Source organism: Agrobacterium sp. Ap1, from assembly GCF_017313375.1.
GTDB classification, from domain to species: domain Bacteria; phylum Pseudomonadota; class Alphaproteobacteria; order Rhizobiales; family Rhizobiaceae; genus Neorhizobium; species Neorhizobium cellulosilyticum.
This window is the reverse complement of the sequence record NZ_JAFLMY010000007.1, coordinates 186,712-210,583: the sequence shown is the minus strand read 5'-3', so window position 1 is coordinate 210,583 and position 23,872 is coordinate 186,712. Positions and strand designations below refer to the sequence as shown.

21 protein-coding genes are annotated in these 23,872 nt (G+C 59.9%); 16 read left to right on the top strand and 5 right to left on the bottom strand.

Annotation, left to right across the window (positions count from 1 at the left end):
• Positions 1–119: 119 nt before the first annotated feature.
• From JZX87_RS16230 to JZX87_RS16205, 6 genes are all read left to right on the top strand, one after another.
• Complete coding sequence (locus JZX87_RS16230) at positions 120–497, top strand: GFA family protein (RefSeq protein WP_148145125.1); 378 nt, start codon at positions 120–122, stop codon at positions 495–497.
• Between the two features lie 72 nt (positions 498–569).
• Positions 570–995: an HD domain-containing protein gene (locus JZX87_RS16225; protein ID WP_148145126.1), complete on the top strand. Its 426-nt coding sequence runs from the start codon at positions 570–572 to the stop codon at positions 993–995.
• Positions 996–1,061: 66 nt separating this feature from the next.
• Positions 1,062–1,841, top strand: a complete 780-nt coding sequence (locus tag JZX87_RS16220) for an SDR family oxidoreductase (RefSeq protein ID WP_206826767.1) — start codon at positions 1,062–1,064, stop codon at positions 1,839–1,841.
• A 144-nt stretch (positions 1,842–1,985) separates the two neighbouring features.
• A complete protein-coding gene (locus JZX87_RS16215) occupies positions 1,986–2,447 on the top strand; it encodes a MarR family winged helix-turn-helix transcriptional regulator (RefSeq protein WP_286194750.1) in 462 nt (153 codons plus the stop codon).
• Positions 2,434–4,128, top strand: coding sequence for an MFS transporter (locus tag JZX87_RS16210; RefSeq protein WP_206826765.1), 1,695 nt, complete (start codon positions 2,434–2,436; stop codon positions 4,126–4,128). Before JZX87_RS16215 ends, JZX87_RS16210 begins: the two co-directional genes overlap by 14 nt.
• A gap of 36 nt (positions 4,129–4,164) precedes the next feature.
• The gene (locus tag JZX87_RS16205) at positions 4,165–5,232 is read left to right on the top strand and encodes an HlyD family secretion protein (protein WP_148145130.1); all 1,068 of its coding nucleotides are present in this window, start codon (positions 4,165–4,167) and stop codon (positions 5,230–5,232) included.
• 101 nt (positions 5,233–5,333) lie between these two features.
• Here JZX87_RS16205 and JZX87_RS16200 read toward each other — a convergent pair whose 3' ends face one another.
• Positions 5,334–6,464, bottom strand: coding sequence for a glycoside hydrolase family 25 protein (locus tag JZX87_RS16200; protein WP_183826085.1), 1,131 nt, complete (start codon positions 6,462–6,464; stop codon positions 5,334–5,336).
• Between the two features lie 263 nt (positions 6,465–6,727).
• Here JZX87_RS16200 and JZX87_RS16195 point away from each other — a divergent pair, with 263 nt between their 5' ends.
• Positions 6,728–8,164, top strand: coding sequence for a sensor domain-containing diguanylate cyclase (locus JZX87_RS16195; protein ID WP_206826763.1), 1,437 nt, complete (start codon positions 6,728–6,730; stop codon positions 8,162–8,164).
• A gap of 7 nt (positions 8,165–8,171) precedes the next feature.
• Here JZX87_RS16195 and JZX87_RS16190 read toward each other — a convergent pair whose 3' ends face one another.
• Entirely contained in the window at positions 8,172–10,484 is a 2,313-nt protein-coding gene (locus JZX87_RS16190; RefSeq protein WP_206826760.1) for a heavy metal translocating P-type ATPase, read from the bottom strand.
• 274 nt (positions 10,485–10,758) lie between these two features.
• Between JZX87_RS16190 and JZX87_RS16185 the strand changes: the two genes are divergently transcribed.
• The 6 genes from JZX87_RS16185 to JZX87_RS16160 all read left to right on the top strand — a co-directional run bounded on the left by JZX87_RS16185 (position 10,759) and on the right by JZX87_RS16160 (position 15,640).
• Positions 10,759–11,757, top strand: coding sequence for an ABC transporter substrate-binding protein (locus tag JZX87_RS16185; protein WP_502711319.1), 999 nt, complete (start codon positions 10,759–10,761; stop codon positions 11,755–11,757).
• 176 nt (positions 11,758–11,933) lie between these two features.
• Positions 11,934–12,758 (top strand): ABC transporter permease, encoded by an 825-nt coding sequence (locus tag JZX87_RS16180; protein ID WP_148145135.1) that lies wholly within the window; start codon positions 11,934–11,936, stop codon positions 12,756–12,758.
• A gap of 5 nt (positions 12,759–12,763) precedes the next feature.
• Positions 12,764–13,552 (top strand): ABC transporter permease, encoded by a 789-nt coding sequence (locus JZX87_RS16175; RefSeq protein WP_206826758.1) that lies wholly within the window; start codon positions 12,764–12,766, stop codon positions 13,550–13,552.
• A gap of 19 nt (positions 13,553–13,571) precedes the next feature.
• Positions 13,572–14,630, top strand: coding sequence for an ABC transporter ATP-binding protein (locus tag JZX87_RS16170; RefSeq protein ID WP_206826757.1), 1,059 nt, complete (start codon positions 13,572–13,574; stop codon positions 14,628–14,630).
• A 480-nt stretch (positions 14,631–15,110) separates the two neighbouring features.
• The gene (locus JZX87_RS16165; protein WP_148148668.1) at positions 15,111–15,341 is read left to right on the top strand and encodes a type II toxin-antitoxin system CcdA family antitoxin; all 231 of its coding nucleotides are present in this window, start codon (positions 15,111–15,113) and stop codon (positions 15,339–15,341) included.
• Positions 15,341–15,640 carry a CcdB family protein gene (locus JZX87_RS16160; RefSeq protein WP_206826754.1) on the top strand — a complete coding sequence of 100 codons (300 nt, stop codon included), beginning with the start codon at positions 15,341–15,343 and terminating at the stop codon, positions 15,638–15,640. The genes JZX87_RS16165 and JZX87_RS16160 overlap by 1 nt, the downstream gene beginning before the upstream one ends.
• A 74-nt stretch (positions 15,641–15,714) precedes the next feature.
• On the opposite strand, the gene JZX87_RS16155 is transcribed toward JZX87_RS16160, so the two are convergent.
• Positions 15,715–17,667: a putative bifunctional diguanylate cyclase/phosphodiesterase gene (locus JZX87_RS16155; protein WP_206826845.1), complete on the bottom strand. Its 1,953-nt coding sequence runs from the start codon at positions 17,665–17,667 to the stop codon at positions 15,715–15,717.
• Between the two features lie 1,005 nt (positions 17,668–18,672).
• Between JZX87_RS16155 and JZX87_RS16150 the strand changes: the two genes are divergently transcribed.
• From JZX87_RS16150 to ftsZ, 3 genes are all read left to right on the top strand, one after another.
• A complete protein-coding gene (locus tag JZX87_RS16150) occupies positions 18,673–19,608 on the top strand; it encodes a 2-dehydro-3-deoxygalactonokinase (protein ID WP_206826752.1) in 936 nt (311 codons plus the stop codon).
• Between the two features lie 11 nt (positions 19,609–19,619).
• A complete protein-coding gene (locus tag JZX87_RS16145) occupies positions 19,620–20,243 on the top strand; it encodes a 2-dehydro-3-deoxy-6-phosphogalactonate aldolase (RefSeq protein WP_148147051.1) in 624 nt (207 codons plus the stop codon).
• A gap of 116 nt (positions 20,244–20,359) precedes the next feature.
• A complete protein-coding gene (gene ftsZ, locus JZX87_RS16140) occupies positions 20,360–21,340 on the top strand; it encodes a cell division protein FtsZ (RefSeq protein WP_373289484.1) in 981 nt (326 codons plus the stop codon).
• A gap of 339 nt (positions 21,341–21,679) precedes the next feature.
• Here the strand turns inward: ftsZ and JZX87_RS16135 are convergent, their stop codons facing one another.
• Both JZX87_RS16135 and JZX87_RS16130 read right to left on the bottom strand, forming a co-directional pair.
• Positions 21,680–23,314: a GMC family oxidoreductase gene (locus JZX87_RS16135; RefSeq protein ID WP_206826750.1), complete on the bottom strand. Its 1,635-nt coding sequence runs from the start codon at positions 23,312–23,314 to the stop codon at positions 21,680–21,682.
• A 14-nt stretch (positions 23,315–23,328) separates the two neighbouring features.
• Positions 23,329–23,856 (bottom strand): sugar dehydrogenase complex small subunit, encoded by a 528-nt coding sequence (locus JZX87_RS16130; protein ID WP_206826748.1) that lies wholly within the window; start codon positions 23,854–23,856, stop codon positions 23,329–23,331.
• Positions 23,857–23,872 lie beyond the last annotated feature (16 nt).

The following is a 23,872-nucleotide window of genomic DNA, read 5'->3' as shown; positions in this document are numbered from 1 at the left end:
TTGGGCTTCCCGTTAAAAATCCCAGGGCGAGATAAGGTCGAGCCCGCAGGTCTGGAAATCCCCTCTGGCCGTTGCGCGCATAGACGCTATCTCAAGCCTGTGAGGATTGAGGAGGCATCATGATCATCCGCTCCGGAAGTTGCCTGTGCGGAAAGGTCCGCTACAAAGTTAAATCGGACCCCATTCGCATCGGGCTTTGCCATTGCATGGATTGCCGCAAGGAAAGCGGTTCGGTCTTTGCCACATTCGGTATCTGGCCCGCACATGCCTTCGAGGCATCGGGAGAGGTTCGATATTATGAAGGCCGTGGCTTCTGCGTGAACTGCGGCGCCCGCATCTTTTCCGAGCCAGCCGAGGATGAGGTCGAGATCCGGGTCGGCACGCTGGACATGGCTCCGACCGATATCCAGCCAACCTATGAATTATGGGTCAAGCGCCGTGAAGACTGGCTGGCACCGCTGGATGGCGCCGAGCAGTTCGAGGAAGACCGTCTCTGATCCGTATCGCTATTTGTACGTTGCTTTGATATGCCTGCTCACCAGCACAAAACATGGCACGGTGAGATCCCGATGACCTATGAAGCACAACTGAAAAAAGCGATCGACATCGCCACGAAGGCGCATGAAGGACAGTCCAGCAAAACGGGCGGCCCGTTCATCGATCATGTGCGGCGTGTGGCCGAGCATGTAACGGGAGAGGATGAAACGCTGGTCGCATGGCTTCACGACGTCGTCGAAAAAGGCCCCGGCTGGACTTTCGAGCGGCTGCGCGAAGAAGGTTTTTCACAAAGGGTCATCGATGCTGTCGACGCGATGAGCAAGCGTGACGGCGAGGATTATTTCGACTTCGTTCGTCGTTCGATCGAAAGCCCTTTGGCCCGCCCGGTCAAACGGGCCGACCTCACCGACAATCTCGCTCAGATGCGCCAGATGGGCGGCGATGGCGGAAAATTTGCCGAAGGCCTTCGCATTCTCGGTGAAACCTATCCGGCTTGACCGGAACTTTGGCCTGTCTCTTTCGTTGCGGCGGTTGGACCACTGCCCGAAACGGAAGGATCGCCGATGGAATTTCAGTCGAAAGTCGCTCTGATCACCGGCGCAGGCTCGGGCATCGGCCGCGCTTCTGCAATCAAGCTTGCAGAGGCCGGAGCTGTCGTGGGAATTCTGGGCCACACGCCCGGCGAACTTAACGAAACAGCGGAATTGATCGAGGCCACCGGTGGCAGAGCCATTTCTTTGAACGCCGACGTCGCGGATGAAATAGCCATGCACCACGCCTTGGAAACGCTGGTCGCGGAGACCGGCAGGCTGGATGTGGTGGTGGCGAATGCGGGCATAAACGGCGTCTGGGCGCCGATTGATGATCTCAAGCCGGATGAGTGGGACCAGACGATCCGCGTCAACCTGCGCGGCACCTATCTGACGCTCAATGCCAGCATCCCGCATCTGAAAAGGCAGGGCGGCTCGGTGATCGTCGTATCGTCCATCAATGGCAATCGCACCTTCAATACGCCTGGTGCAACGGCTTATGTCGCGACAAAAGCGGCTCAAGTGGCCATCGTCCAGCAACTGGCGCTTGAACTGGGTCGCCACCGGGTTCGCGTCAACGCGGTCTGCCCGGGCGCTATCGAGACCAGCATCAATAACAACACAAAAGTGCGTGGCGAAGACGAGACTGCCGTTCCGGTGGAGTTCCCCACCGGCGATATTCCCATCACTGGCGGCAAGGCGGGTCGAAGCGAGGACGTCGCTTCGGTCATCCTGTTTCTTGCCTCCGACCAGTCGCGGCATGTCACAGGAACTCCGGTCTATGTCGATGGTGGTCAGGGACTTTTGCGCTGACCCTATAAGCTCGCTGAGGCGCGATCGGGCAGAAATTCTTGCGACCTATGCAAATTCTGGAGGCCTGATTTGCGCATGGTCAAGGATTGAAATTGAATACTTTGGGTGCTAACTAATGCCATAGATAATCTTAGTGTGCTAACCATGATGCCCTATATCGATCAAACAGCCTCGGAATTCCTTGAGGAGCTGACCAAGGTCAGCCGCAAGATCCGCACGACTTTCAACAAGAAGGTGACCGCCCACGGGCTCACCTATCCCCGTGCGCGTGCGCTTTTCCGTCTGGCGAAAAAGCAGAACATGACTCAGACGGAACTCGCCTGCGATCTGGAGCTTGAACAGGCAACGCTTGTGCGCCTGCTTGACCGTATGGAGGAAAATGGGCTGATCGAACGCCGCCCCGATGCAAACGACCGGCGCGTCAAACTCATCGCCCTGACCGAACACGGAGAAGAGCAGGCCGCTTTGGTGCGTGCGCTGGCAGACCAGATCCGGCATCAGTTCTTTGAGGGCATTGACGAGGCCGAGCTGAGGCAAGCCATCGCGTTGATGGAACGGATCTCCGAAAACGTCTCCAATGTGGAGGTCGATGATGTCCACGCGTGAGGCCACTGTGAGAAGCGAAGAGCCGCAGCTCGAGCGGCTGGAAACTGCGGCAGCCGACGTGCAGGCGCCACCGCCGGCCCCGGCTCCCGCAAGCCCACCGCCTTTCGTGCCGAAACCGTTACCGATCGCACTTCTTTATGCAATTACGTCGCTCACGGCCGCCGTCATGCAGGGGCTTGGCACGGCGATGATCTCGACCAACCTGCAGCAGATCGCCGGACCGCTTGAAGCGACCCAGAACGAAGCCGCATGGCTGATGGCAGCTTATCTCTTCCCGAACGCCAGCCTCGGCCTGTTCCTGTTCAAGGTCCGCACCCAATACGGCATCCGCCAGTTCTGCGAGCTGGCGATCATCCCTTACGTGATCATCAGCCTTGCGCATCTGTGGGTCAATGATCTCGGCTTGAGCATCGCACTTCGTTTCTTCGCCGGTGCGGCGGCAGCGCCGATCTCGTCGATGGCCTTCCTCTACATGCTGGAAATCTTTCCACCGGAGAAGAAGCTCAATATCGGTCTTTGCCTCGCCCTGATCGGCCTGTCGCTGTCGACGCCGATCGCCGGCCTCATTTCGCCGTCGCTTCTCGATATTCACGACCTGCGCGGCCTCTACCTCGTCGAGCTCGCCCTGGCGCTGATCGTCTTTGGCCTCATCTACATTCTGCCGCTGACATCCCCGCCCCGCGCCAAGGTCATCTCATCGATGGACTATGTGAGCTACGGCCTGCTCGCCACGTCGATGGGTTGTCTTGCGGTCTTCTTCACCATGGGCCGCCTCTACTGGTGGCTGGAAGCCAACTGGCTCGCCTGGGTGCTGATCACCGGCATCGTCAGCGGCACGCTCTGCATCATGCTGGAGCTCAATCGCAAGAACAACCTGATCGACGTGCGCTGGATAGGCTCGTGGGAGATCGTCCACTTCGCAGGCGTGCTGCTTGTCTTCCGCATGCTGCTGACCGAACAGTCGACGGGCGCGATCAATTTCTTCCGCCAGCTCGGCCTGTTCAACGAGCAGATGGCTCACCTCTATTGGGCGGTGCTGATTGCGAGCGTTACCTCGGGCCTGCTCTGCGCAGTCTTCATGAAGCCCGGTCGTGAGGCCGCCATCCATCTGCTCGCATTGATCCTGATTGCCGCCGGTACCTTCATGGACAGCCAGTCGACGGTTCTGACGCGGCCGGACCAGATGCTGCTCAGCCAGTCGCTGATCGCATTCGGCTCGGGCCTCTTCCTTCCTCCGGCCATGGCCGTCGGTTTTGCCGCCGCGCTGAAGAAGGGCCTGACCTACATCATCAGCTTCATCGCCGTGTTTCTCTTTACCCAGAAGGTCGGCGCCTTCATCGGCAGCGCCCTGTTCGGCAGCTTCGTTACCTGGCGGGAGCAATATCACTCTGCCATCCTGACCTCGCGCCTCCTGCCCACCGATCCGCTCGTCGTGCAGCGCATCAACCAGTACGTCTCCGCCTATAGCCGCACCGGCTCGGATGCCATGCAGCACACGATCCAGGGCACCAGCACCTTCGCCAAGCAGGTCCAGCAGCAAGCCTATGTGCTTGCCTATAACGACGCCTTCTTCGCGACATTCGTTCTCGCGGCAGTGGCCATCGGCCTGCTGCTGCTCCACATCCTCTGGAATAACCGCCACCGGTTCCTGCACAGCACAGACGCCCCGCAAACTGCCTGACGCTCGCAACCTGGCCCAAAACATAAGTCAAAGACCATGAAATCCGTATTTCGCTCTCTCGCCACCTATCTCGCGGCTGCCGTAGGCATCGCCGGTGTCCTCATCGTGCTCTATGTCTGGAACCTGCCGCCGTTCAAGGGCTCGATCGAGACCACCAACGATGCCTACGTGCGTGGCCAGGTTACCCTGCTCAGCCCGCAGCTCGCCGGCTATATTGTAGAAGTGCCTGTTCAGGACTATCAGAGGGTCAAAAAAGGCGACCTGATTGCCCGGATCGACGACCGCATCTACACGCAGAAGCTGGAACAGGCGAAGGCCACCTTGGCATCGGCCGAGGCTTCGCTTGCCAATTCCGAGCAGAGCCGCAAGTCGGCTGACGCCAAGATCGTTTCGGCCAAGGCAGCCGTCGAAAGCGCCAACGCCGCCTTCGATGCGGCCAAGACCGCCTATAACCGCACCCAGTCGCTCCTAAAGAGCAATGTCTCGACCCAGAGCGATTTCGAAAAAGCCCAGGCGACCTATGATCAGGCCCAGGCATCGGTTCACCAGGCAGACGCGGCAGTCCTCGTCGCCGAGCAGGACCTCAACACGATCGTCGTCAACCGCCGGACGCTGGAAGCGACCGTCGAGGGCGCCAGGGCTTCCGTCGCGCTTGCCGATATAGACCTGCAGAACACCCGCATCACCGCCCCGCAGGACGGCGAGCTCGGTGAAGTGACAGGCCGCCTCGGCCAGTACGTCTCGATCGGCACACAGATCGCATCGCTCGTGCCCAATCATGTCTGGGTCGTCGCCAATTACAAGGAAAACCAGCTCGAAGGAATGAAGCCCGGCCAGCTGGTCACCTTCACGGTTGATGCTCTCGGGCACCAGAGTCTCAAGGGCCGTATCGAGCGTTTCGCGCCGGCGACCGGCTCCGAATTCTCCGTCATCAAATCCGATAACGCGACCGGCAATTTCACCAAGGTCGCCCAGCGTATTCCCGTCCGGATCGCAATAGAGCCGAACCAACCACTTACCGATAGCCTCGTCCCCGGCATGTCGGTCGTTGCCAGCGTTGACCTCGCGCAGCAAAGTGGACCAGCTCTGGCACAGGGCAACTGACCTTTTCGTCAGTCCGCCCCGCCCTTTCCGGACAAAAAGAAGCCCCGCGCCCTGTTCAGCATCCCGGCGCGGGGCTTTCTCCATCTTATCTGTCTATTTTTTTAGCGCTGCGCGACGGCGCTCCCGGCACCGGTGGATCGCTCCACCCAGTCATGCCAGCCTTCAACGCCGCCATTGAAGACATTGAGGTCGATCTTGCCCTCAACACCTTGCGACAGGCCCGATCCCGAATACTGCCAGAACAGCCACTTGCGATCCGGGTAGATCTTTGACGGGTGAGCGGCCACCGACCTCAGCCAGAAAGGATAGTCACGGAACTGGCCGCGCAGGTGATCCTTGTAGAAATCCGGTGCGGTATAGATGACCGGGCGCTGGCCGTAATGGCGTTCCAGCTTGTCCATGAAGACCTGCATCTTCTCGAGCACCCGCTCGGTCGAAAGCCGCATCTTGCAGTCGGACTGGTGATTGTATTCCACGTCGATCACAGGCGGCAGCGCATCAGGATCGCGCGGGACGTTGCGGATGAACCAGTCGGCCTGCTCGCCGGCGGTACGGCACCAGTAGAAGAAATGATAGGCGCCGCGACGGATGCCCGCCTGCTGAGCCCTGTTCCAGTTCGTCCTGAACATCGGATCGATATGGTCACCGCCATCCGTCGCCTTGATATAGGCGAAGTTGGCGCCTTGGGTGCGCAGTCTCGCCCAGTCGATATTGGCCTGCCAGCGGGATACGTCGACGCCATGCACGGCAAAGTGTCGGGGCGCGACCCGGCCGAAATTCATCGGCTTGGCATCGCTGAAGCGGTGGCCGTAAACCTTCAGACGCTGGAAACCTGCAGAAGGCGGCATTGGCTGGCTATATGGTGGCTGGCTGCGTGAAGAATTGAGTGCCGGCCTGAGCGAGGCGACAGGGCGCTCGGCGGGCACCGGCATGCCCACGGTGGTCGCCAAGCCGTCGAATGCCTGTGTTTCGTGTGCACCGCCATTCCAAGCCAGCTCATGCGGATCTCTCAAGCCTGCCGGCGGCGTGATCGCCGCAACCGGTGTCGGATCGATTGAAGGAACAGACGCTGCCGGCATTGACGGCGGAACGATTGCCTGTGACGGCGCGACCCGCGCGGTCTTGACTGACGCGGGCGGTACGGTCAGCGCTGTCTCTGTGCTGGACGAGGTACAGCTGGACAAGCCGATACAGGTGGCGATGATGGCCGAAGTGGCAGCAGAAAAACGCATGATGACCCGTACGCAAAACACCGATCCCGCCCTGACTGCCTGTTTTCAGGCGCAACACGGGATTTGACTAACGGGACGTTACCGAAGAAACCTAAATGCAATCTTTACGAGTCGTTCACTTCGCCGGCATTCGCCAGCATAAGCTAATAAAATAATCGATGATTATCGCGTGGGCAGGCCCAATAGTAACACCATTGTTAAGAACTTGCGTCCGATACTCGCCTTATTGACATAAGCCAATTCCCAACGGCGTTTCCACTCTCATGCGCTTTATTCACTTCAGGCTGGTTGGCCCGGCCATCATTGCGGTGGCGGTGCTCATCGCTGGCATGGCGACAATCCCTTATGTGGGCATTGCCCAGATCGACGCCGATCTTCGCCAGCGACAGGAGACGCTGGTCAAGCACAATATCGACCTGTGGATCAGCGACATCGAGTTCTCGCTGACCGCATGGACCATATGGGATGAATCCATCTCCAAGATCGATAACAGCTTCGATCTCGAATGGACCGACCGCAATATCGGCGCCTCTCTCATCGGAACATCCCGTACCCGCTTTGTCGCAGTACTCGACCACGACGATCAGCTGATCTATTCCCGTGCGGACGACAGTGTGAAGGATCGCGGCTTTTTCACCCGCGGCATTCCTGCCGTCGTCAAGGATGCGGCTGCCTTGGTTGCAAATGTCCGATCCAGAGAAATTGGACGCGTCATCGAGGGCATCCCGAAACCGGTCAGCATCAGCCGGATCGAAGTTCTGGGAGACGATGCGGTGCTGATGACGGCTGCGCTGTTTCAGCCGGATTTCGGAACCGCCAGGCCGAAGGGCGAACGCGCGCCGATCCTGATCACCGCCATGCCAATCACCGGCACCATTCAGGAATTCTTCGGCACCCGCTTCCTGCTCGACGATTCACGGATGGGGACGCTTGCGCGTGTCGCGCCGGATCGCGCTCATGTCGAGATCGCGGTTGGCCCGGGTGGCGAACCGCAGGTCCTGTCCTGGCGCCCGCCAAGGCCGGCCGCCGACCTTATGTACCGCTCGCTTCCGTTGCTCATCACCGTCGGCATACTTTTGCTGGCCACGGGCATATTCGCGGTCCGTATATCCAGAAACGCCGCCCGCATGCTGCTGTTGCGCGAAAGACGCATGCGCCACGCCGCGACACACGATTTCCTGACAGGCCTCACCAATCGGGCACTGTTGCAGCCGGAATTCAGCTCGCTGAGCGAAAAGGGCCCCCTCGCCGTTATTTGCCTCGACCTCGATGGCTTCAAATCGGTCAACGACACTTACGGACACGCGGCCGGCGACGACTTGTTGAAGATCGTCGCATCTCGGCTACGCGCCGGCATCCGCCAAGCCGACAGGCTCTTCCGACTGGGGGGTGACGAATTTGCGATCCTCATGCCGGAGGTTTCTGCAATTCAGGCCGAGAACATCTGCCGGGATCTTTCGCACTCGCTGGCGCAACCGATCGGACTATCTAAGGGTGATGTGTCGATAGGGGCTTCATTCGGCATCAAACTGGTCGAAAAGGGTGAGACATCCTGCGATACGGCGCTAGGTGCAGCCGACGCCGCACTTTATTATGCCAAGGCGTCCCATCGCGGAAGCGCGATCCGTTCGAGCGATATCCCGCTTGCCCAGCCAGAAGCCGAGCCCATAGCCCCCGTCGTGATCCGTCGTAGCGCGTAAATACCAGCTATCGCCGCAGCAACCTCAGCGCATTGATCGTCACCAGCACGGTCGCCCCCGTATCGGCTAGGATTGCCGGCCACAATCCGGTGACGCCGATAATGGTGGTCACCAGAAACACGGCCTTCAACCCGAGCGCGATGGTGATGTTCTGCCAGATATTGCGCATCGTGCGCTTCGATAGCTCGATCATGGCTGCAATGTCCGAAACCCGGCCATGCAGCACGGCCGCATCGGCCGTCTCCAGCGCCACATCGGTGCCACCGCCCATAGCGATGCCGATATCGGCCGCCGCCAGCGCCGGCGCGTCATTGATCCCGTCGCCAACCTTGCCGACGACAAATCCCTCGCGCTTCAACTCGCCGACGATGCGGCTCTTGTCTTCCGGCATCAACTCGGCGCGCACCTCGATCCCGAGATCCTTGCCGATCGCTTCTGCGGTGCGGGCATTGTCGCCGGTCAGCATCACCGTCTTGACACCTGCATCGGCGAGCAGCTTCAGACCCGACTTGGCGTCCACGCGCGGTTCATCGCGCATGGCGATCGCGCCCGCCAGAACACCACCGACGATCAGCACGGAAACCGTCTTGCCCTCATCATTGAGAGCGGTAATTCGGCGTGAATGCGCCATCGGCAGCGACACGCGCTCCACCGCCGCCTTCGGCGACCCGAGAAACACCTCTTCGCCCTCGACGATTGCCGTCACGCCCTTGCCGCCCAGTGCCTTCGCCGCGCTTGCCGCTGGAATGTCCAGTTCGTATTCTGCAGCCCTTGCCAGGATCGCCATTGCCAGCGGATGGCTGGAACCTGTTTCCAGCGCCGCCGAGATCCGCAACACGTCGTCGGCATTACGACCGAAGGCGATCACGTCGGTCACCTGCGGTTTGCCCAATGTCAGCGTCCCGGTCTTGTCGAAGGCGACGGCCGTCAGCTTGCCGAGCGTTTCCAGAACCGCACCGCCCTTCAGCAGCAGGCCCCGGCGCGCACCGGATGAAAGCGAGGCGGCGATTGCGGCAGGCGTCGATATGACCAGAGCGCAAGGGCAGCCGATCAGAAGAATGGCCAGGCCCTTATAAACCCACTCACTCCAGTCTGCGCCGACAACGAGCGGCGGCAGAATGGCAACGAGTGCGGCCACGACCACGACGCCCGGCGTGTAATAACGCGAAAAACGATCGATGAAGCGTTCGGTCGGGGCCTTCTTTTCCTGCGCTTCTTCCACCAGCCGCACGACGCGGGCAATCGTATTGTCCTCGGCTGCAGCCGTCACGCGGATGCGCAAAGCCGCATCGCCATTGATAGTTCCGGCAAACACCTGCTCGCCTTCACTCTTGGAAACCGGCGTGCTTTCGCCCGTCACCGGTGCTTCGTCGATCGCACTTGTCCCGGCAACGATGATGCCGTCGGCGGAAATCCGGTCGCCCGGCCGCACCAGAATGACCGAGCCGACAGTAAGGTTTTCCGCCGGCACCTCGCGTGTCTTGCCGCCCTCCTCCAGCAAAGCCGTCTTCGGCACCAATGCCGTCAGGCTCTGGATGCCGGAACGCGCCTTGCCGGCGGCAACCCCTTCCAGGAGTTCTCCGACCAGAAACAGGAAGACGACGGCGGCCGCTTCTTCCGACGCATCGATGATAACGGCACCGACAGCGGCAATCGTCATTAGCATCTCGATCGAGAACGGCGTGCCGGCGAAAGCCGCCATGATCGCCCGTCGCGCGATCGGCACCAGACCGAACAGCATCGCTGCAGTGAAAATATAGCTGTCATAAGCCGGGATGAGATGTCCAACGCCGTAAGCGATGACAAGCGCCAGCCCGACGACGATCGTCAGCCGCCCCTTCTTCGATTTCCACCACGGCCCATCCATCGGCGCGTGATCGTGACCATGCAGGCCTTCGATTTCGGCGTGATCATGGTCGTGATCCTCGTGATCGTGTCCACCGCCATGATGACCCCCGTGATCATGGCGGCAACCGGGACCATGCTCGTGGTGATCGTGCGACGGGGCATCTTCTCGCCCTGAGGGGGAGATGTCCGGCAGTACAGAGGAGGGTACGCCACCCTCTACCCTGCCCTTCTTCCCCAAAGCCCTGAGCGAATAGCCAAGCCCGGAAACCTTCTTCTCCATGGCAGCAAGATCGGCACTGCCATCGTGGCTCACCGTCATCGTGCCGGCAGCGACGGAGACGGAAACATCCTCGACGCCCGCAATGCGCCGCGCCGCCGTGTCGATCTTCGCCGCGCAGCTGGCGCAATCCATGCCGCCAACCTTGTAGCGCGCCTGATGCGAGGTTCCGTCATTCGTCCGGCTATCCGACATGTTACTCTCCGCCATAACTTCGAGTAGCCCTTCTAGGACCTCTAGTGACTAGAGCTGCAAGGGGCTTTTTGCGAAAAACTTTCTTCTGCCGGCAAAAACCGCGGTAAATGCGCCTTGAAAAAAGTGGACTGCCCGCCAAACAGGCTTGCGAGCCGATCGCTCAAAAAATAGAATTGCCCCCAAAGTCCGGGGGTATTCCCGGTCAACCGGTTTTCCGAAAGGTCTTCGTCCCGTGAACGTCTCCCGTCTTCTTCGCGCGTCGGCTGTCGCCGTCATCGCCTCCTTCGCCGGCGCGTCCGCCGCCAGCGCCCAGTCGAAGACCCTCACCATTTCCTGGTGGGGCTATAACGGCGAGAAGATGAACGCCAATATCATCGAGCCGTTCAAGAAGATCTGCGGCTGCGATATCGTCTTTGAGACCGGCAACAATGCCGACCGCCTGAACAAGCTGCGCCTGCGCGACGGCAAGGGCGTCGACGTCATCTACCTCTCCGACAGCTTCTCGCAGCTCGGCATCGAACAGGGTCAGTTCCTCGAAATCGACCCGGCCAAGATCCCGAACCTTTCGGAAATCTACGAACTCGGCCGCCAGCCGCAGGGCAAGTACGGCCCGGCCTACACGATCGGCCGCGTCGGCATCGTTTACGACAGTGCCAAGGTCAATCCGCCGATCGCCTCGTGGAACGATCTGTGGCGCGCCGATCTGGAAAAGTCGATATCGCTGCCGGGCATCACCACCACGGCCGGCCCGATGGTCGTGCTGCAGGCTGGCAAGCATGGCGGCACGGATGCGTTCGAGGATAGCGAAGCTGCATTCTCGGCGATCGAGGAACTGAAGCCAAACGTCGTGAAGAACTACAATACCGGTTCCGAACTGGTGAACCTCATCTCCACCGGCGAAGTGCGCGTCGCAATCGCCCAGGATTTCACGCTCGCCTCCATGCAGGCAGCGGTCCCGACCATGACCTGGGCAAAGCTTACCGATGGTGACATCGCCACCGTCAACACGGTCAATATCCCGAAGGGTTCGGAAAACGTCGAGCTTGCCTACCAGTTCATCAACTTCGTGCTGTCGAAGGAAGTGCAGCAGAAGGAAGCCGAACAGGGCGTCGATGCGCCGATCAACACCAAGGTCGAGCTGACGCCGGAACAGGCAAAAATGTGGACCTACGGCGCCGAACAGGTCAACAGCCTGTCGCGCATCGACTATGCCAAGATGAACGAAGCCAAGACCGACTGGATCGACCAGTGGAACGAGCTGTTCGCGCAGTAAGCTCGGCGTAAAATTGCCCCTCACCCTAACCCTCTCCCCGCTTGCGGGGAGAGGGAACGTGCCCTACTCGACGTTTAAATTTGGCAGAACGGATGCGACACCCGCCCTTCTCCCCGCCTGCGGGGAGAAGGTGCCGGCAGGCGGATGAGGGGCCGAGCGAAATCGAGACGAAACTTATGAACAAATTCGCCAAATGGGGACTGACGCTGCCGGCGACGATTGCGGTCGTGCTGCTGCTCGTCATCCCCGTGCTCCTCACCATCGCCACCACATTCGGCGAGCCGAAGGGTGTATTTTCCACCTATACCGCCTTTTTCAACAGTGGCTTCCGCACCAACATCCTTTACCGGACGCTCAGGATCGCGCTGATCACCACGGCGATATCGCTCGTCATCGGCTTCCTGACGGCTTACGTCATCGCCCAGATGCCCGGCCGACTGAAATCGATCGCCATCATCGCCGCGGTCTTCCCGCTGCTGACCGGCGTCGTGGTACGCTCATTTGCCTGGTTGATCATTCTCGGCAAGAACGGCATCCTCAACAGCTCGCTTCTGTCGCTCGGCATCATCTCCGAACCGCTGTCGATGCTCTATACCGAAGGTTCGGTCATCGTCGCGATGGTCTATCTCTTCGTGCCACTGATGATCCTGACGCTGACCGGCGTACTCGAGGGCATCCCGCGCGATGTGGTGGAAGCCTCCGCCTCGCTCGGCGCAAAGCCGATCGCCACCTTCTTTCAGGTCATCCTGCCGCTCGCGGTCCCCGGCCTCATCGTCGGCGCGGTCCTCGTTTTTACCGGCAGCTTCACCTCCTATGCCACTCCGCAGCTTCTGGGCGGCGAGCAGATGATGATGATGGGAACGCTTCTCTACCAGCGCGCCATGGTCACCTTCGACTGGGTCGGCGCGTCCACGATCGCGGCAATCATGGTGGTCATCACCATTGCCATCGTTTCGATCATGAGCCGCATCGCGCGGCGTCTCAACCCGATGGCGGTGTAACGACCATGACAGCCCGTATCCACCCGCTGCTTGGCGCCTTCGCCATCCTGGTCTTCCTGTTCCTGCTCGCACCGCTGGTCATCATTATCGGCGCTTCGCTCAGCGACACGACCTACCTCACCTTCCCGCCGCAGGGCCTGACGCTCCGCTGGTTCTGGAACATCTTTGAAATCTCCGCCTTCCGAAACACGGCAATCACCAGCTTCCAAGTCGCCATCCTCGGCACCGGCCTATCTCTCCTGATCGGCATTCCGGCAGCCTATGCGCTGAACCGCTACCGTATCGGCCTGCCGAAATGGCTCGGCACCCTGTTCGTTTTACCGATCCTGGTGCCGGAAATCGTCTTCGGTTTCTCGCTTTTGAAGTCGATCACCATCGGCATGGGCCTGCCCGTCTATCCGAGCCTGATCATCGGCCATGCGCTGCTCGTGCTGCCCTATTCGGTGCGCGTCGTCGGCGCCTCGCTCGCCTCCTTCGACTTTTCGGTCGAAGAGGCGGCCATCAGCCTCGGCTGCCCGCCGCTCAAAACCTTCTTCACCGTCGTATTGCCGAATATCCGCGCCGGCGTTATTGCCGCCTTCATTCTCGCCTTCATCACCTCGATCAACGACGTGTCGATCTCGGTGTTTCTGACCGGTCCCGGTATTTCCACCCTGCCGATCCAGATTCTCGCCCATATGGAACAGTTCTTCGATCCGACCATCGCCTCGGTTTCAGTGCTCCTGATGCTCGTCACCGTCGGCGTCATGGCCATCGTCGAGATGACCCTCGGCCTCACCTTCCTGACAAAATAGACAAGAACGCCCCGATCCCATGACCGTATCGCTGACCATCGAAAACCTCTCCGCCCATTACGGCCAGACCCAGGTCCTGAAAGACCTGTCGATCTCGGTCGCGGCCGGCGAACTCGTCTCGCTTCTCGGCTCGTCCGGCTGCGGCAAGACCACGACGCTGCGCATCGTCGCCGGTTTCCTGCAGCCGACCTCCGGCCATGTGAAGCTCGGCAATCGTGACCTCACAACGCTTCCCGCGCATGCCCGCGATATCGGCCTCGTATTCCAGAACTACGCGCTCTTCCCGCATCTCACCGTGCAGGAAAACGTCGCCTTCGGCCTCAAGCAGCGCGGCATCTCCGCCGCAGACCGGGCAAAGCGGGCCACCGCCATGCTGGAGCGCGTCGGCCTAGCCAATCTTGCCGACCGCCTGCCCGGCGCACTCTCCGGCGGCCAGAAGCAGCGTGTCGCGCTCGCCCGCGCGCTCGTCATCGAACCGCCGCTATTGATGTTCGATGAGCCGCTCTCCAATCTCGACGCCAAGCTGCGTGTCGACATGCGCGTAGAAATCCGCCAGCTGCAGAAGGCGAATGGTACGACCTCGCTCTACGTCACCCACGACCAGGAAGAGGCATTCTCGATCTCCGACCGCGTGGCGATCATGAATGCCGGCCGCATCATGCAGCTCGATACGCCCGAAGTGCTCTACCAGAAGCCGGCCAACGCCTTCGTCGCCCGCTTCGTCGGTTTCGAAAACCTCATCCCGATGAAGACCGTCGCACGCGATGGTGCGATCGTGACAGTGGAAGCCGCAGGCGGCGCGAAACTGCACCTGTCGCAGGATGTCTTCGGCCCGATCAAGGATGATTTCGTGCTTGCTACCCGCCCCGATGGTCTGGTCGTGCGCGGCCAGGGCGAAGGCATCCCCGCCACGCTCGGCACCCGCACCTATCTCGGCCGCGCGTACCAGTACAAATGTGAGACGGCCGCCGGCGAGATCACCGCGAACGGAGCCCTTTCGGAGCTGTTCGAACCCGGCGCCAAGGCTGTTCTCGTCCCGGTGCCGGAGCAGTGCTGCATTCTCGCTCCCGAGAAATAAGCCGTCCTTCGCGCCCTGATTGAACCTGCGCCGCGCAAGCTTCGATCAATATTGTCGTCCCTAGCCTTCACGCAGATGGAGGCATCTGGATACCATTGAGGCTTCGCCTTGTGGTTCCTGCATAAAAAGGGAGAAAACATGGTCTACGAGTGGGATGCTCGAAAGGCGCGCCGGGCACGGCTCGTCAGGACTGTGATTGTTTGCCTTGCGGTCACGATTGCATTTCTGCCGCTGTCCTACATTACTCTAGGGTGAATGTGGCGCTTATTGCAACTGCGTCACCTGTTTGGGTGACGATTTGCTTATGTTACTATGCTGTCATAAAGGCGGAGTTACCTGAGCTCCGATCTGACTTTCCAGCCTTTGGCCCCTCGCCCAACCAGCGAGGGGCTTTTTCGTCTGGCGACATCAGGCTGAAATGACCACGCGTTGCATCAAGAAAATATGCGCATATAATCTGCGTATATTCCGGAGCTTCTCATGCCGACACCCGCACGCAAAGCCGCCAACCTCTCGCTCGACAGCACGCTTCTCGCCCAGGCGCGCGAGCTGGATATCAATCTCTCGCGTGCCGCCGAAGACGGCATCGCCAAGGCCGTCAAGGCCGAGCGCGAACGCCGCTGGCTGGAAGAAAATGCCGAGGCGATCCGGGTCTACAACGAATATGTCGAGAAGAACGGCCTGCCACTCGAAGAATATCGCACGTTCTGATGACCCGGTTCCATATCCACAAGTTCAAGGGCCGTGATGGCTTTATCATGGATCTGCAGGCTGATCTTCTTGACTCCATAGAGACCCGTGTTGTCGCGCCCCTTGTTCCTGTCGTCGAGATTGGACCCGTATTCGTTAAATTGAGTCCTCGTGTCGAGATAAAAGGGCAAGCTTATTACATCCTCATCCCTTCGATGGCCTCATTGCCGAAACGGCTCATTGGTGAGTCCGTCCTTGATCTCTCCCACCATTCGGCCGAAATCACCGCAGCCACCGACTTTCTGTTCCAGGGCTTTTGAGAGGCCGCGCCGCGGGTAAACTCTCTCTTGCGTCAAGGAAGTCGACCGGAGCAGCCGGGTTTATAAAGGTGCGGTTAGACCGCAATCCTGAGGTTGGCGCCACTGGGTTCGGCTGCGAACTTTGCGGCCTCGTGCTCCAGCAGTGGTGGAGCGAAAAGATAGCCCTGAACACTTGTCCCGCCTAATGCTGTAAGAGCCGCGAGCTCTTCTTCCGTTTCGACACCCTCGACCACGCAATCCAACCCCATGTCTGCACTTAGTGCCAGCAGAGATTTCACGATCTTATAGCTGGACGGCCGCAAATGCAGGTCCTTGACGAAGCTGCGATCAATCTTGAACTTTGTCAGCGGCAAGGCGTGAAGGCGCGTGAGGCTTGAGTATCCGGTTCCGAAATCATCAAGCGAGATCCCACATCCCAGTCTTCGAAGGGTCTCGACGGATTGCGTGACCTGTTCAAAATCGTGGGCGAAAGCCGTTTCGGTAATCTCGAGATCAAGGCGCTTGGGATCAAAGCCACTTCTCTGAATGATGCCCACCAGCATTAAGACGCTGTCGTTGGAGTTCAAGTCGTGGGCAGACAGGTTGAACGACAGGCGCAGAGATGGTCTCCACAGCGAGGCCGCGGCCAACGCCTTCCAGAGGAGCGGCTTCGTAAGTGAGCCGACGATTCCCGCTCGTTCTGCGATAGGGATAAAGCAGGCCGGAGAGATTTTACCAAGCTGTGGGCTATCCCAGCGTGCCAGAGCTTCAAAACCTATCGTCTGCGGGCCACGGACATCGATAATCGGTTGGAAGACCACTGACAGCTCGTTTTCGAGATCGGCCTGCTTCAGTGCGCTTTCTATCTTCGCCTCGAAATTGATTTGATATTCGTGATCGGAGTCGAACAACACCGCGCCACCGCGCTGCTTTTTCTTGGCGTGGTATAGCGCATAATCGGCGCGCTCGAAAAGCTGCTCGCAGTTAAGCGCAAGCTCGGGGAACACCGCGATCCCCATTGACGCCGAGATATGCACCGTACCTTCCGGTAAACGGTAGGGCTCCCTCAGCTTGGCCGCGATGGCGTTGGCATTTATTACCATCTGTGTATTTTCCGGCGGTAGAGGAGCGATGATCGCGAATTCGTCACCACCTAGCCTGAAAGCCGTGCTGGCCGTCAGCGTGGTAGATAGGCGTGCGGCAACCTCTGCCAGGAGACGATCACCAACCAAATGGCCGTAAAGGTCGTTGACGGGCTTGAAACCGTCGAGATCCATGACGCCGAGAGCCAACCGCACCCCGTCAGCCTGCGCCTTCGCCAGTTCGGTTTCCAGTTCTGCAAAAAACGCACGCCGATTGCCAAGTCCGGTCAAGCTATCGAGGTTGGCGAGCCTGAAGTTCTCGCAGCTCAGAGCCTCGCTTTGCTGCTTAGAAACCACCATACTTTCGAAATTTCGGTAGTTCGTCAGCAGGATGGACATCATGCCGGTGCAAACCAGCAAGACGTTGATCGCAATGGCAACAAATGTTGGCTGTGCCGTCGAGGCGAAGAAAGCGATAAATGCGCCATTGACGATGAGTGTCACGATAAAGGCCGCCGAGCGCACATACATCAGGCAGAAGATGCAAGAGATGACGGTAATGGCCATGTAGAAGGCGACATGCGAACGGGTGTAGGCATCGCCATATGGGATCAGCGCGAAAGACCAGAGTGTGAAAGCCATGGCAATGGCGCCCGCAAGCCGATTGGTGCGCCGGAGTGCAGCATGTGCAAGGTCTGGAGATGGATCTGAATTCCTGGTTCGTAGCCAGAAGATCGCTCTTAGCAGGCAGCAGCCCGTAAGCAGCATCGGCACGCCAAGTGTCAACCACGCGGGCGCGATCCGCATGTGCGTCATAGCAAGCGCCCAGGTACTGGAGAGCAGGATGAAATACATCATCGGCATTTGTCGCGTGAAGGCCCGATATTGAGCTTTGAGAAGCTCAGGGTTCTCGTTTTGAACCGACATGAAGTTCCGGATACCGCGCCACGCAATGTGTATATTCATAAGTTCGCCCATCAACTGATGAGCGGCTCCTAACATACGCATCATTACAATCGCGCAAATTAGCACGGTTAATCAAACCTGCAGGACGCTGGTGCCACCTTGCGGGCCCGTGACGGGATCGAGGTCCAGGTGCACTGATCCAATGACCGCAATAGGCTGGATACCGGTCATCGTGGGCAATTGCTGCCAAAGACCTCGGCAAAACGAGATGAAGGCTAAGCGTTTTGAAGGACGGTCTCCTCGAGATCCGGCACACGGCCGGGGATGATTTCGAACCTCCCTGCAATCGTTTCAATCGCTTGGACAAAATTTCATCCCCGCCCTCTCGCCCATGCCTACAATCCCTCCGTTCCGTCACGGATACACCGGCAGTCGTGCCGGCGAGGCGGGACCGGCGCTAACGGTGGAGAGAGGACGTAACTCTCCATCACCGGGGTCTGCGGAAAGTGGTCTCCCTCCGGCGACACGGGGGAAGCGGCAAGGTTTTCGGACCGGCCTGCCGCTTCTGATGCCCGAACGGCGCGTCGGATGTGCCTGTGCGGCACACATGGTGGCCTGAAGGATGGTCTCGCCGGGCTTCGACCAAGTCCGTCCGTGAGAACGGAAGGCCCGGCGGCGGTGAAATGGAAGGTTGGCGATAAGTCCTCGGGTTAAACCCGAGGATCCGTCCGTTTTCCATCGAGCCAGACGAACATCATCCGGCAAGGCAACGGCAGAGGGATCGGAGTCGTGGATAAAAACTGCCGAACGGGGCGCTGAGAGGTGTCACCTATAAACTAACTTACGAGGCAGCTTTCAGCGCCCCGTCCGACTTCTGGCCAAGGCCAACGATAAAAATCTCATGATCGCCAAGGGCTTATTCCGTTTTGGAAAGTATACCGAAAACCAGGCGTCCATCCTGTCCAGATCATACCGATAAGTATGACTTTATTGACGATTGTTCTCGACAGCCGCACCGCCCCCGCGCTATCGAAGGGCGCAATAAATCTCGGGAGGAAATCCGGTATGCCTAAGCCTGTGTCGATCATCCTTGACTGGGGCACGAGTTCGCTGCGTGCAGCACTCGTGTCGGAAACGGGCGAGACGCTCGACACCCGAGACACGACGAGCGGTGGCATCCAGTTTGTCAAGGACGGCGCGTTTGAGGCTGCACTGATGGAAACCGTCGGCAGCTGGTTTGCCTCTCACGGCCCGCTTCCCGTCATCGCCTCGGGCATGATCACCAGCCGCAACGGCTGGATCGAAGTTCCTTACGTCGATGCGCCTGCCGGCTTGGCGGAGCTTGCCGCTGGTACGAAGCAACTGACGCTTCAGAACGGCGCAACCGTCACCTTTCTGCCTGGCATGCGAGATCCGGCGGCAAAGCCGTTTCCGGACGTCATGCGCGGCGAGGAAACGCAGATCGTCGGTTTCGGTCTGAACAAGGATTGCACCGTTGTCCTGCCCGGCACCCACAGCAAATGGGCACGCGTCGAGGGAGGCCGCATCGCCGGTTTCCAGACCTATGCGACGGGCGAGGTCTTTTCGCTTCTCACCAAACATTCCTTCATCGCCAAGGCGCTGGAACCTGCCCCCGGAGCCGAACCAGTCTGGTCTGCCTTCGATCTCGGCGCAGAGTTTGCAGCAAGTGATGCCCGTGCCGCCGATGCCTTTCTGTCCGCCGTCTTTTCCGCCCGTACTGGCGTTCTCGCCGGCGTCCTGAAGGCCGAAGATATCGGCGATTACGTCTCCGGCCTCGTCATCGGTTCCGAATTCCGCCAGGCCCGCGCCGCCGGCTGGCTCATCCCCGGCGAAGCGATCGGCATTGTCGGCAACAATGTGCTGAACAGCCGTTACGGTCGTGTCGCGCCACTCTTTAATCTCACCGTGATCCCAAGCACGGCGGATGCCGCCAAACGCGGCGTGCAGCTGATCGCCGGCCAATTGCAATTGACGAAATAAGGACGTTTCCCATGAACCTCCACGACGCGCTGAAAGAATGCAACCTGATCGCCATCCTCCGCGGCATCAAGCCGGAAGAGGTCGAGGCGGTGGGCGAAACGCTGATCGAGGCCGGCTGGCGCATTCTCGAAGTGCCTCTCAATTCGCCCGATCCGCTGAAAAGCATCGAAAAGCTGCAGAAGCTTTTCGGTGACAAGGCGCTGATCGGTGCAGGCACCGTGCTGACGCCTGCCCAGGTCGCCGATGTCGCCGCAACCGGCTCCAAGGTCATCATCTCGCCGAACGCCAACCTGTCGGTCATCGAGGCGAGCGTCGCCAAGGGCATGGTCAGCCTGCCCGGTGTCGCCACCCCGACGGAAGCCTTTGCCGCGATCGGCGCTGGCGCCACCGGCGTCAAGGCATTTCCAGCCGAAGCCATTCCGCCTTATGTCATCAAGGCCTGGAAGGCCGTGCTGCCGAAGGAAATACCGGTTCTGGCCGTCGGCGGCGTCACGCCCGACAACATGAAGGCTTTCGTTGATGCCGGTGCCGCCGGTTTCGGCATCGGCGGTTCGCTCTACAAGCCCGGCGACAGCGCTGAGGCGGTCGGTGCGAAGGCAAAGCAGTTCATCGAGGCCATGCGCGCCATCAGATAGTCGTTTCACCTCTCGCTTCCTTCTAGCTTCCGACGCAATCGACAGATAATTTGACGGCCGATTCGTCGTCCTTGAGAGACGACAGGAAGATTTGAAGGAGCCTGAGCTTGACGGATATGAAAAGCGGCCTGGTCGAACTGAAACCGCAGATCACCGTCATCGGTGTCGGTGGTGGAGGTGGCAACGCCATCAACAACATGATCGAAGAGGAACTCCGCGGTGTGGAGTTCGTCGCGGCAAACACCGATGCACAGGTTCTGGCCACGTCCAAGGCGTCGCGCCGCATCCAGCTCGGCGCCCAGATCACCGAAGGTCTCGGCGCAGGTTCGCTGCCCGATATAGGGCGTGCTGCCGCTGAAGAATCCATCGACGAGATCATGGATCATCTTGCCGGTTCGCATATGTGCTTCGTCACCGCCGGCATGGGCGGCGGCACTGGCACGGGTGCGGCACCTGCGATCGCCCGCGCCGCGCGCGCCGCCGGCATCCTCACCGTCGCTGTCGTCACAAAACCCTTCACCTTCGAAGGCCAGCGGCGTATGAAGACGGCCGAAGCGGGTATCCTGGAACTGCGCGATGCGGCCGATACCGTCATCGTCATTCCGAACCAGAACCTCTTCCGCATCGCCGACGCCAAGACCAGCTTTGCCGACGCCTTCATGATCGCCGACCGTGTGCTTTTTTCCGGTGTCGGCTGCATCACCGACCTGATCGTCAAGGAAGGCCTGATCAACCTCGACTTCGCCGACGTGAAGTCGGTCATGCGCGGCATGGGTCGCGCCATGATGGGTACCGGAGAGGCCTCCGGCGACAATCGTGCGCTCGCAGCGGCAGAGCTGGCCATCGCCAATCCGCTTCTCGACGACATCTCGATGCGGGGTGCCAAGGGTGTGCTGATCTCGATTTCCGGCGGTTCGGACATGACCCTGTTCGAAGTCGATGAAGCGGCAAGCCGCATCCGCGACGAGGTGGAGGCCGATGCCGATATCGTCGTCGGCGCGATCTTCGATCGCAACCTCGACGGAAAATTCCGCGTCTCGGTGGTTGCCACCGGTCTCGACGGCGATCGCGGACCGGCTCCGCACCCGGCCGGCTGAAAACATCCTTCGTGACATCCCCGACGTCACGCCCGTGCTATAATCTCGCACCGAGCAGATCCGCGCATCTGTTCGGTGTCTTCGTTTTGCGGCTCTCAGCCCGTTAGTTTCAGCTCATCACAAGCGAATATACAATATTCGCATTTTCTGATTCTTCCTGTGGATGAGACTCAAGGCCACTTCAACCGAACATGACTGTGAATTACAAAATCTTCATTTGACGCCGCGGCAGCAAATATCCACCGTTTGTTCCAGCCGCCATGATGGCGGTTAGAAGCCTGCACGATGTCATCATGTCCATCGTGCAGGCTTCGTCCTCTGACCGCCTTCCAGCGCAGGTCAGATTTCCTTGATCAACTGCTCTGCAATACGAACGCTGAGTGCCGCCCCGGTCAGCGTCGGGTTCATGCAGGATGCGGAAGGCATGACGCTGGTGCCGGCGATGAACATGTTCGGATGGTCATGCGTGCGGCAATCGCGATCGACGACGGAATCGGTCGGGTCGTCGCCCATGCGGGTCGTGCCCATGACGTGCTGGCGGTTCTGCCATTTGACGTCGGTCGACAGGACTTCGGCATCCAAGAGTTCGGCGATCTTGTTCAGATCCTGCAGGCCACGGTCGCGGCCGGCGTTCCAGTAATCGGTGACCGAGTAATAGAGGACCGGAACCGGGATGCCGAGCGCATCGAACTTGGTCTTCGACGGCGTGACGCGGTTTTCGGCGAGCGGCAGCGGTTCGAAATCGATCGCCCAGTTGAGCGAGCGGGCCGAATATTTGCGGATCTGCTCGTCCAGCTTGGAGCCAAGAATGCCCTTCTTGATGAAACCCTCGGTCATCTGCGCGGTCGGAACGGTATTGCGCACCTTGATCTTGTAGCTCGGATAATCCTTGCGGAATTCGCCGTCACGCTGGTTGAGATACACCAGAAGCTCGGTCGGGCCTTCACCCGGCCACATGTCTTCCTTGGTCAGCATGTTCATGCTGATGCCGGTATGGTCCATCAGGTTACGGCCGACCTGATCGGAAGAGTTGGCGATGCCGTTCGGATATTTTTCCGACGTGGAGATCAGCAGCAGCTTGGCGCTCTCGATACCGTATGCGGCAAGCACGAAATACTTTGCCGTCAGACGATGTTCGGAATTGTCCGGCTTCTTGTACCAGATCGCCGTGATCTTGCCGTCGTCGCCGGCCTCTATTCTGTAGACCGGCGAATTGTCGAGCAGCTTGGCGCCGTGGCGCTCCGCCTCGTCGATATGCATCGAGCCATCGTATTTGGCGCCGATCGGACAGACCGGGTTGCAATTGTTGTTGCCGGCGCAGACCGGGCGGTTACCGTAAGGGCGCGAGGCGCGGCCATGCGGTTCGAGCACCGGATTGAAGCCGCCGACCGAGAGCTTTTCCGCCAGCGTATCGAACATGTAGCTGGTGTTGAGCTGCTTCATCGGGAAGGGCATCGAGCGCGGCGGCATCGGTCCGCCACCCTGACCGCTCTCGTCCTGGCCGTCCGTGCCGGTGACGCCGAGTTCCAGTTCGGCCTTGTTGTAATACTGCTCCAGATCGTCGTAACCGATCGGCCAGTCACGGCCGCGACCGTAGAGCGACTGGAGCTTGAAATCGTTCGGGATCATCCGCCACAGAGCCGAGCCGAAATGCCAGGTCGTGCCGCCGACGACGCGCAGATAGGAGGTGTTGTACTTCACCGGCCCTTCATATTGCAGGTAATCGCCATAGGTGGATGGCGCCCAGGGCATGCTCGGGAAGGGTGAACCCGCACCCTGCAGCTTGGCATTGGCAAGCGACAGCTTTACCGGCGCATTGCGGTAGGTCTCGACGATCTCGCGGCGATTGACGCGCGGACCGGCCTCCAGAACGATCACCTTCTTGCCGGCCTTGGCGAGATTGGCGGCAACGATGCCGCCCATGACGCCCGAGCCGATAACGATCAGGTCCGCATCATAGGATGTGTTAGCCATTGTCTTTGTTCCTGTCAGATCTTGCTACCGGGCTTCGGTCCCCAGGCATTGGGGCCGGGACCATAGGACGGGACGGTAAGGAGGCCCTTGGTCGGGCGGTACATCAGCGAGTCGGCATAGGTGATCAGCTCGGCATCTTCCGGCTCGCCGACAACGCCGAGATACCAGGCGGAAACCACCTTGGTGGCGGTCTTCATCAGCGCCGGATCGGTACCGGTCAGCGCCAGAAAGCCGTCCATGTTCGGCACGCCGGATTGCTCGATGAGACCGGAAAGCGCTGCAAGGCTGGCATCGAGATCGGCATCGCGTTTCTTCAATGCCGCAAGAAAGCGGGCGCCGAGAACCGGGTCGAGCGTGTAGCCGGTCAGGAACTCCGACAGCTGGGTGAAAGAGGCGGCACTGTCGTCAGCCGCAAAGGCCGAAATCGGGCCGGCAAGGCTTGCGGCAACGGCCAGACCACCGAGGGCGGCAGTGCCGCGCAGCAGGCTGCGGCGGGAAAGATTGGGACCGGACATGGCCGGGGAGGAGGGATCAAAGGGCATCAGGATCTCCGGGGGA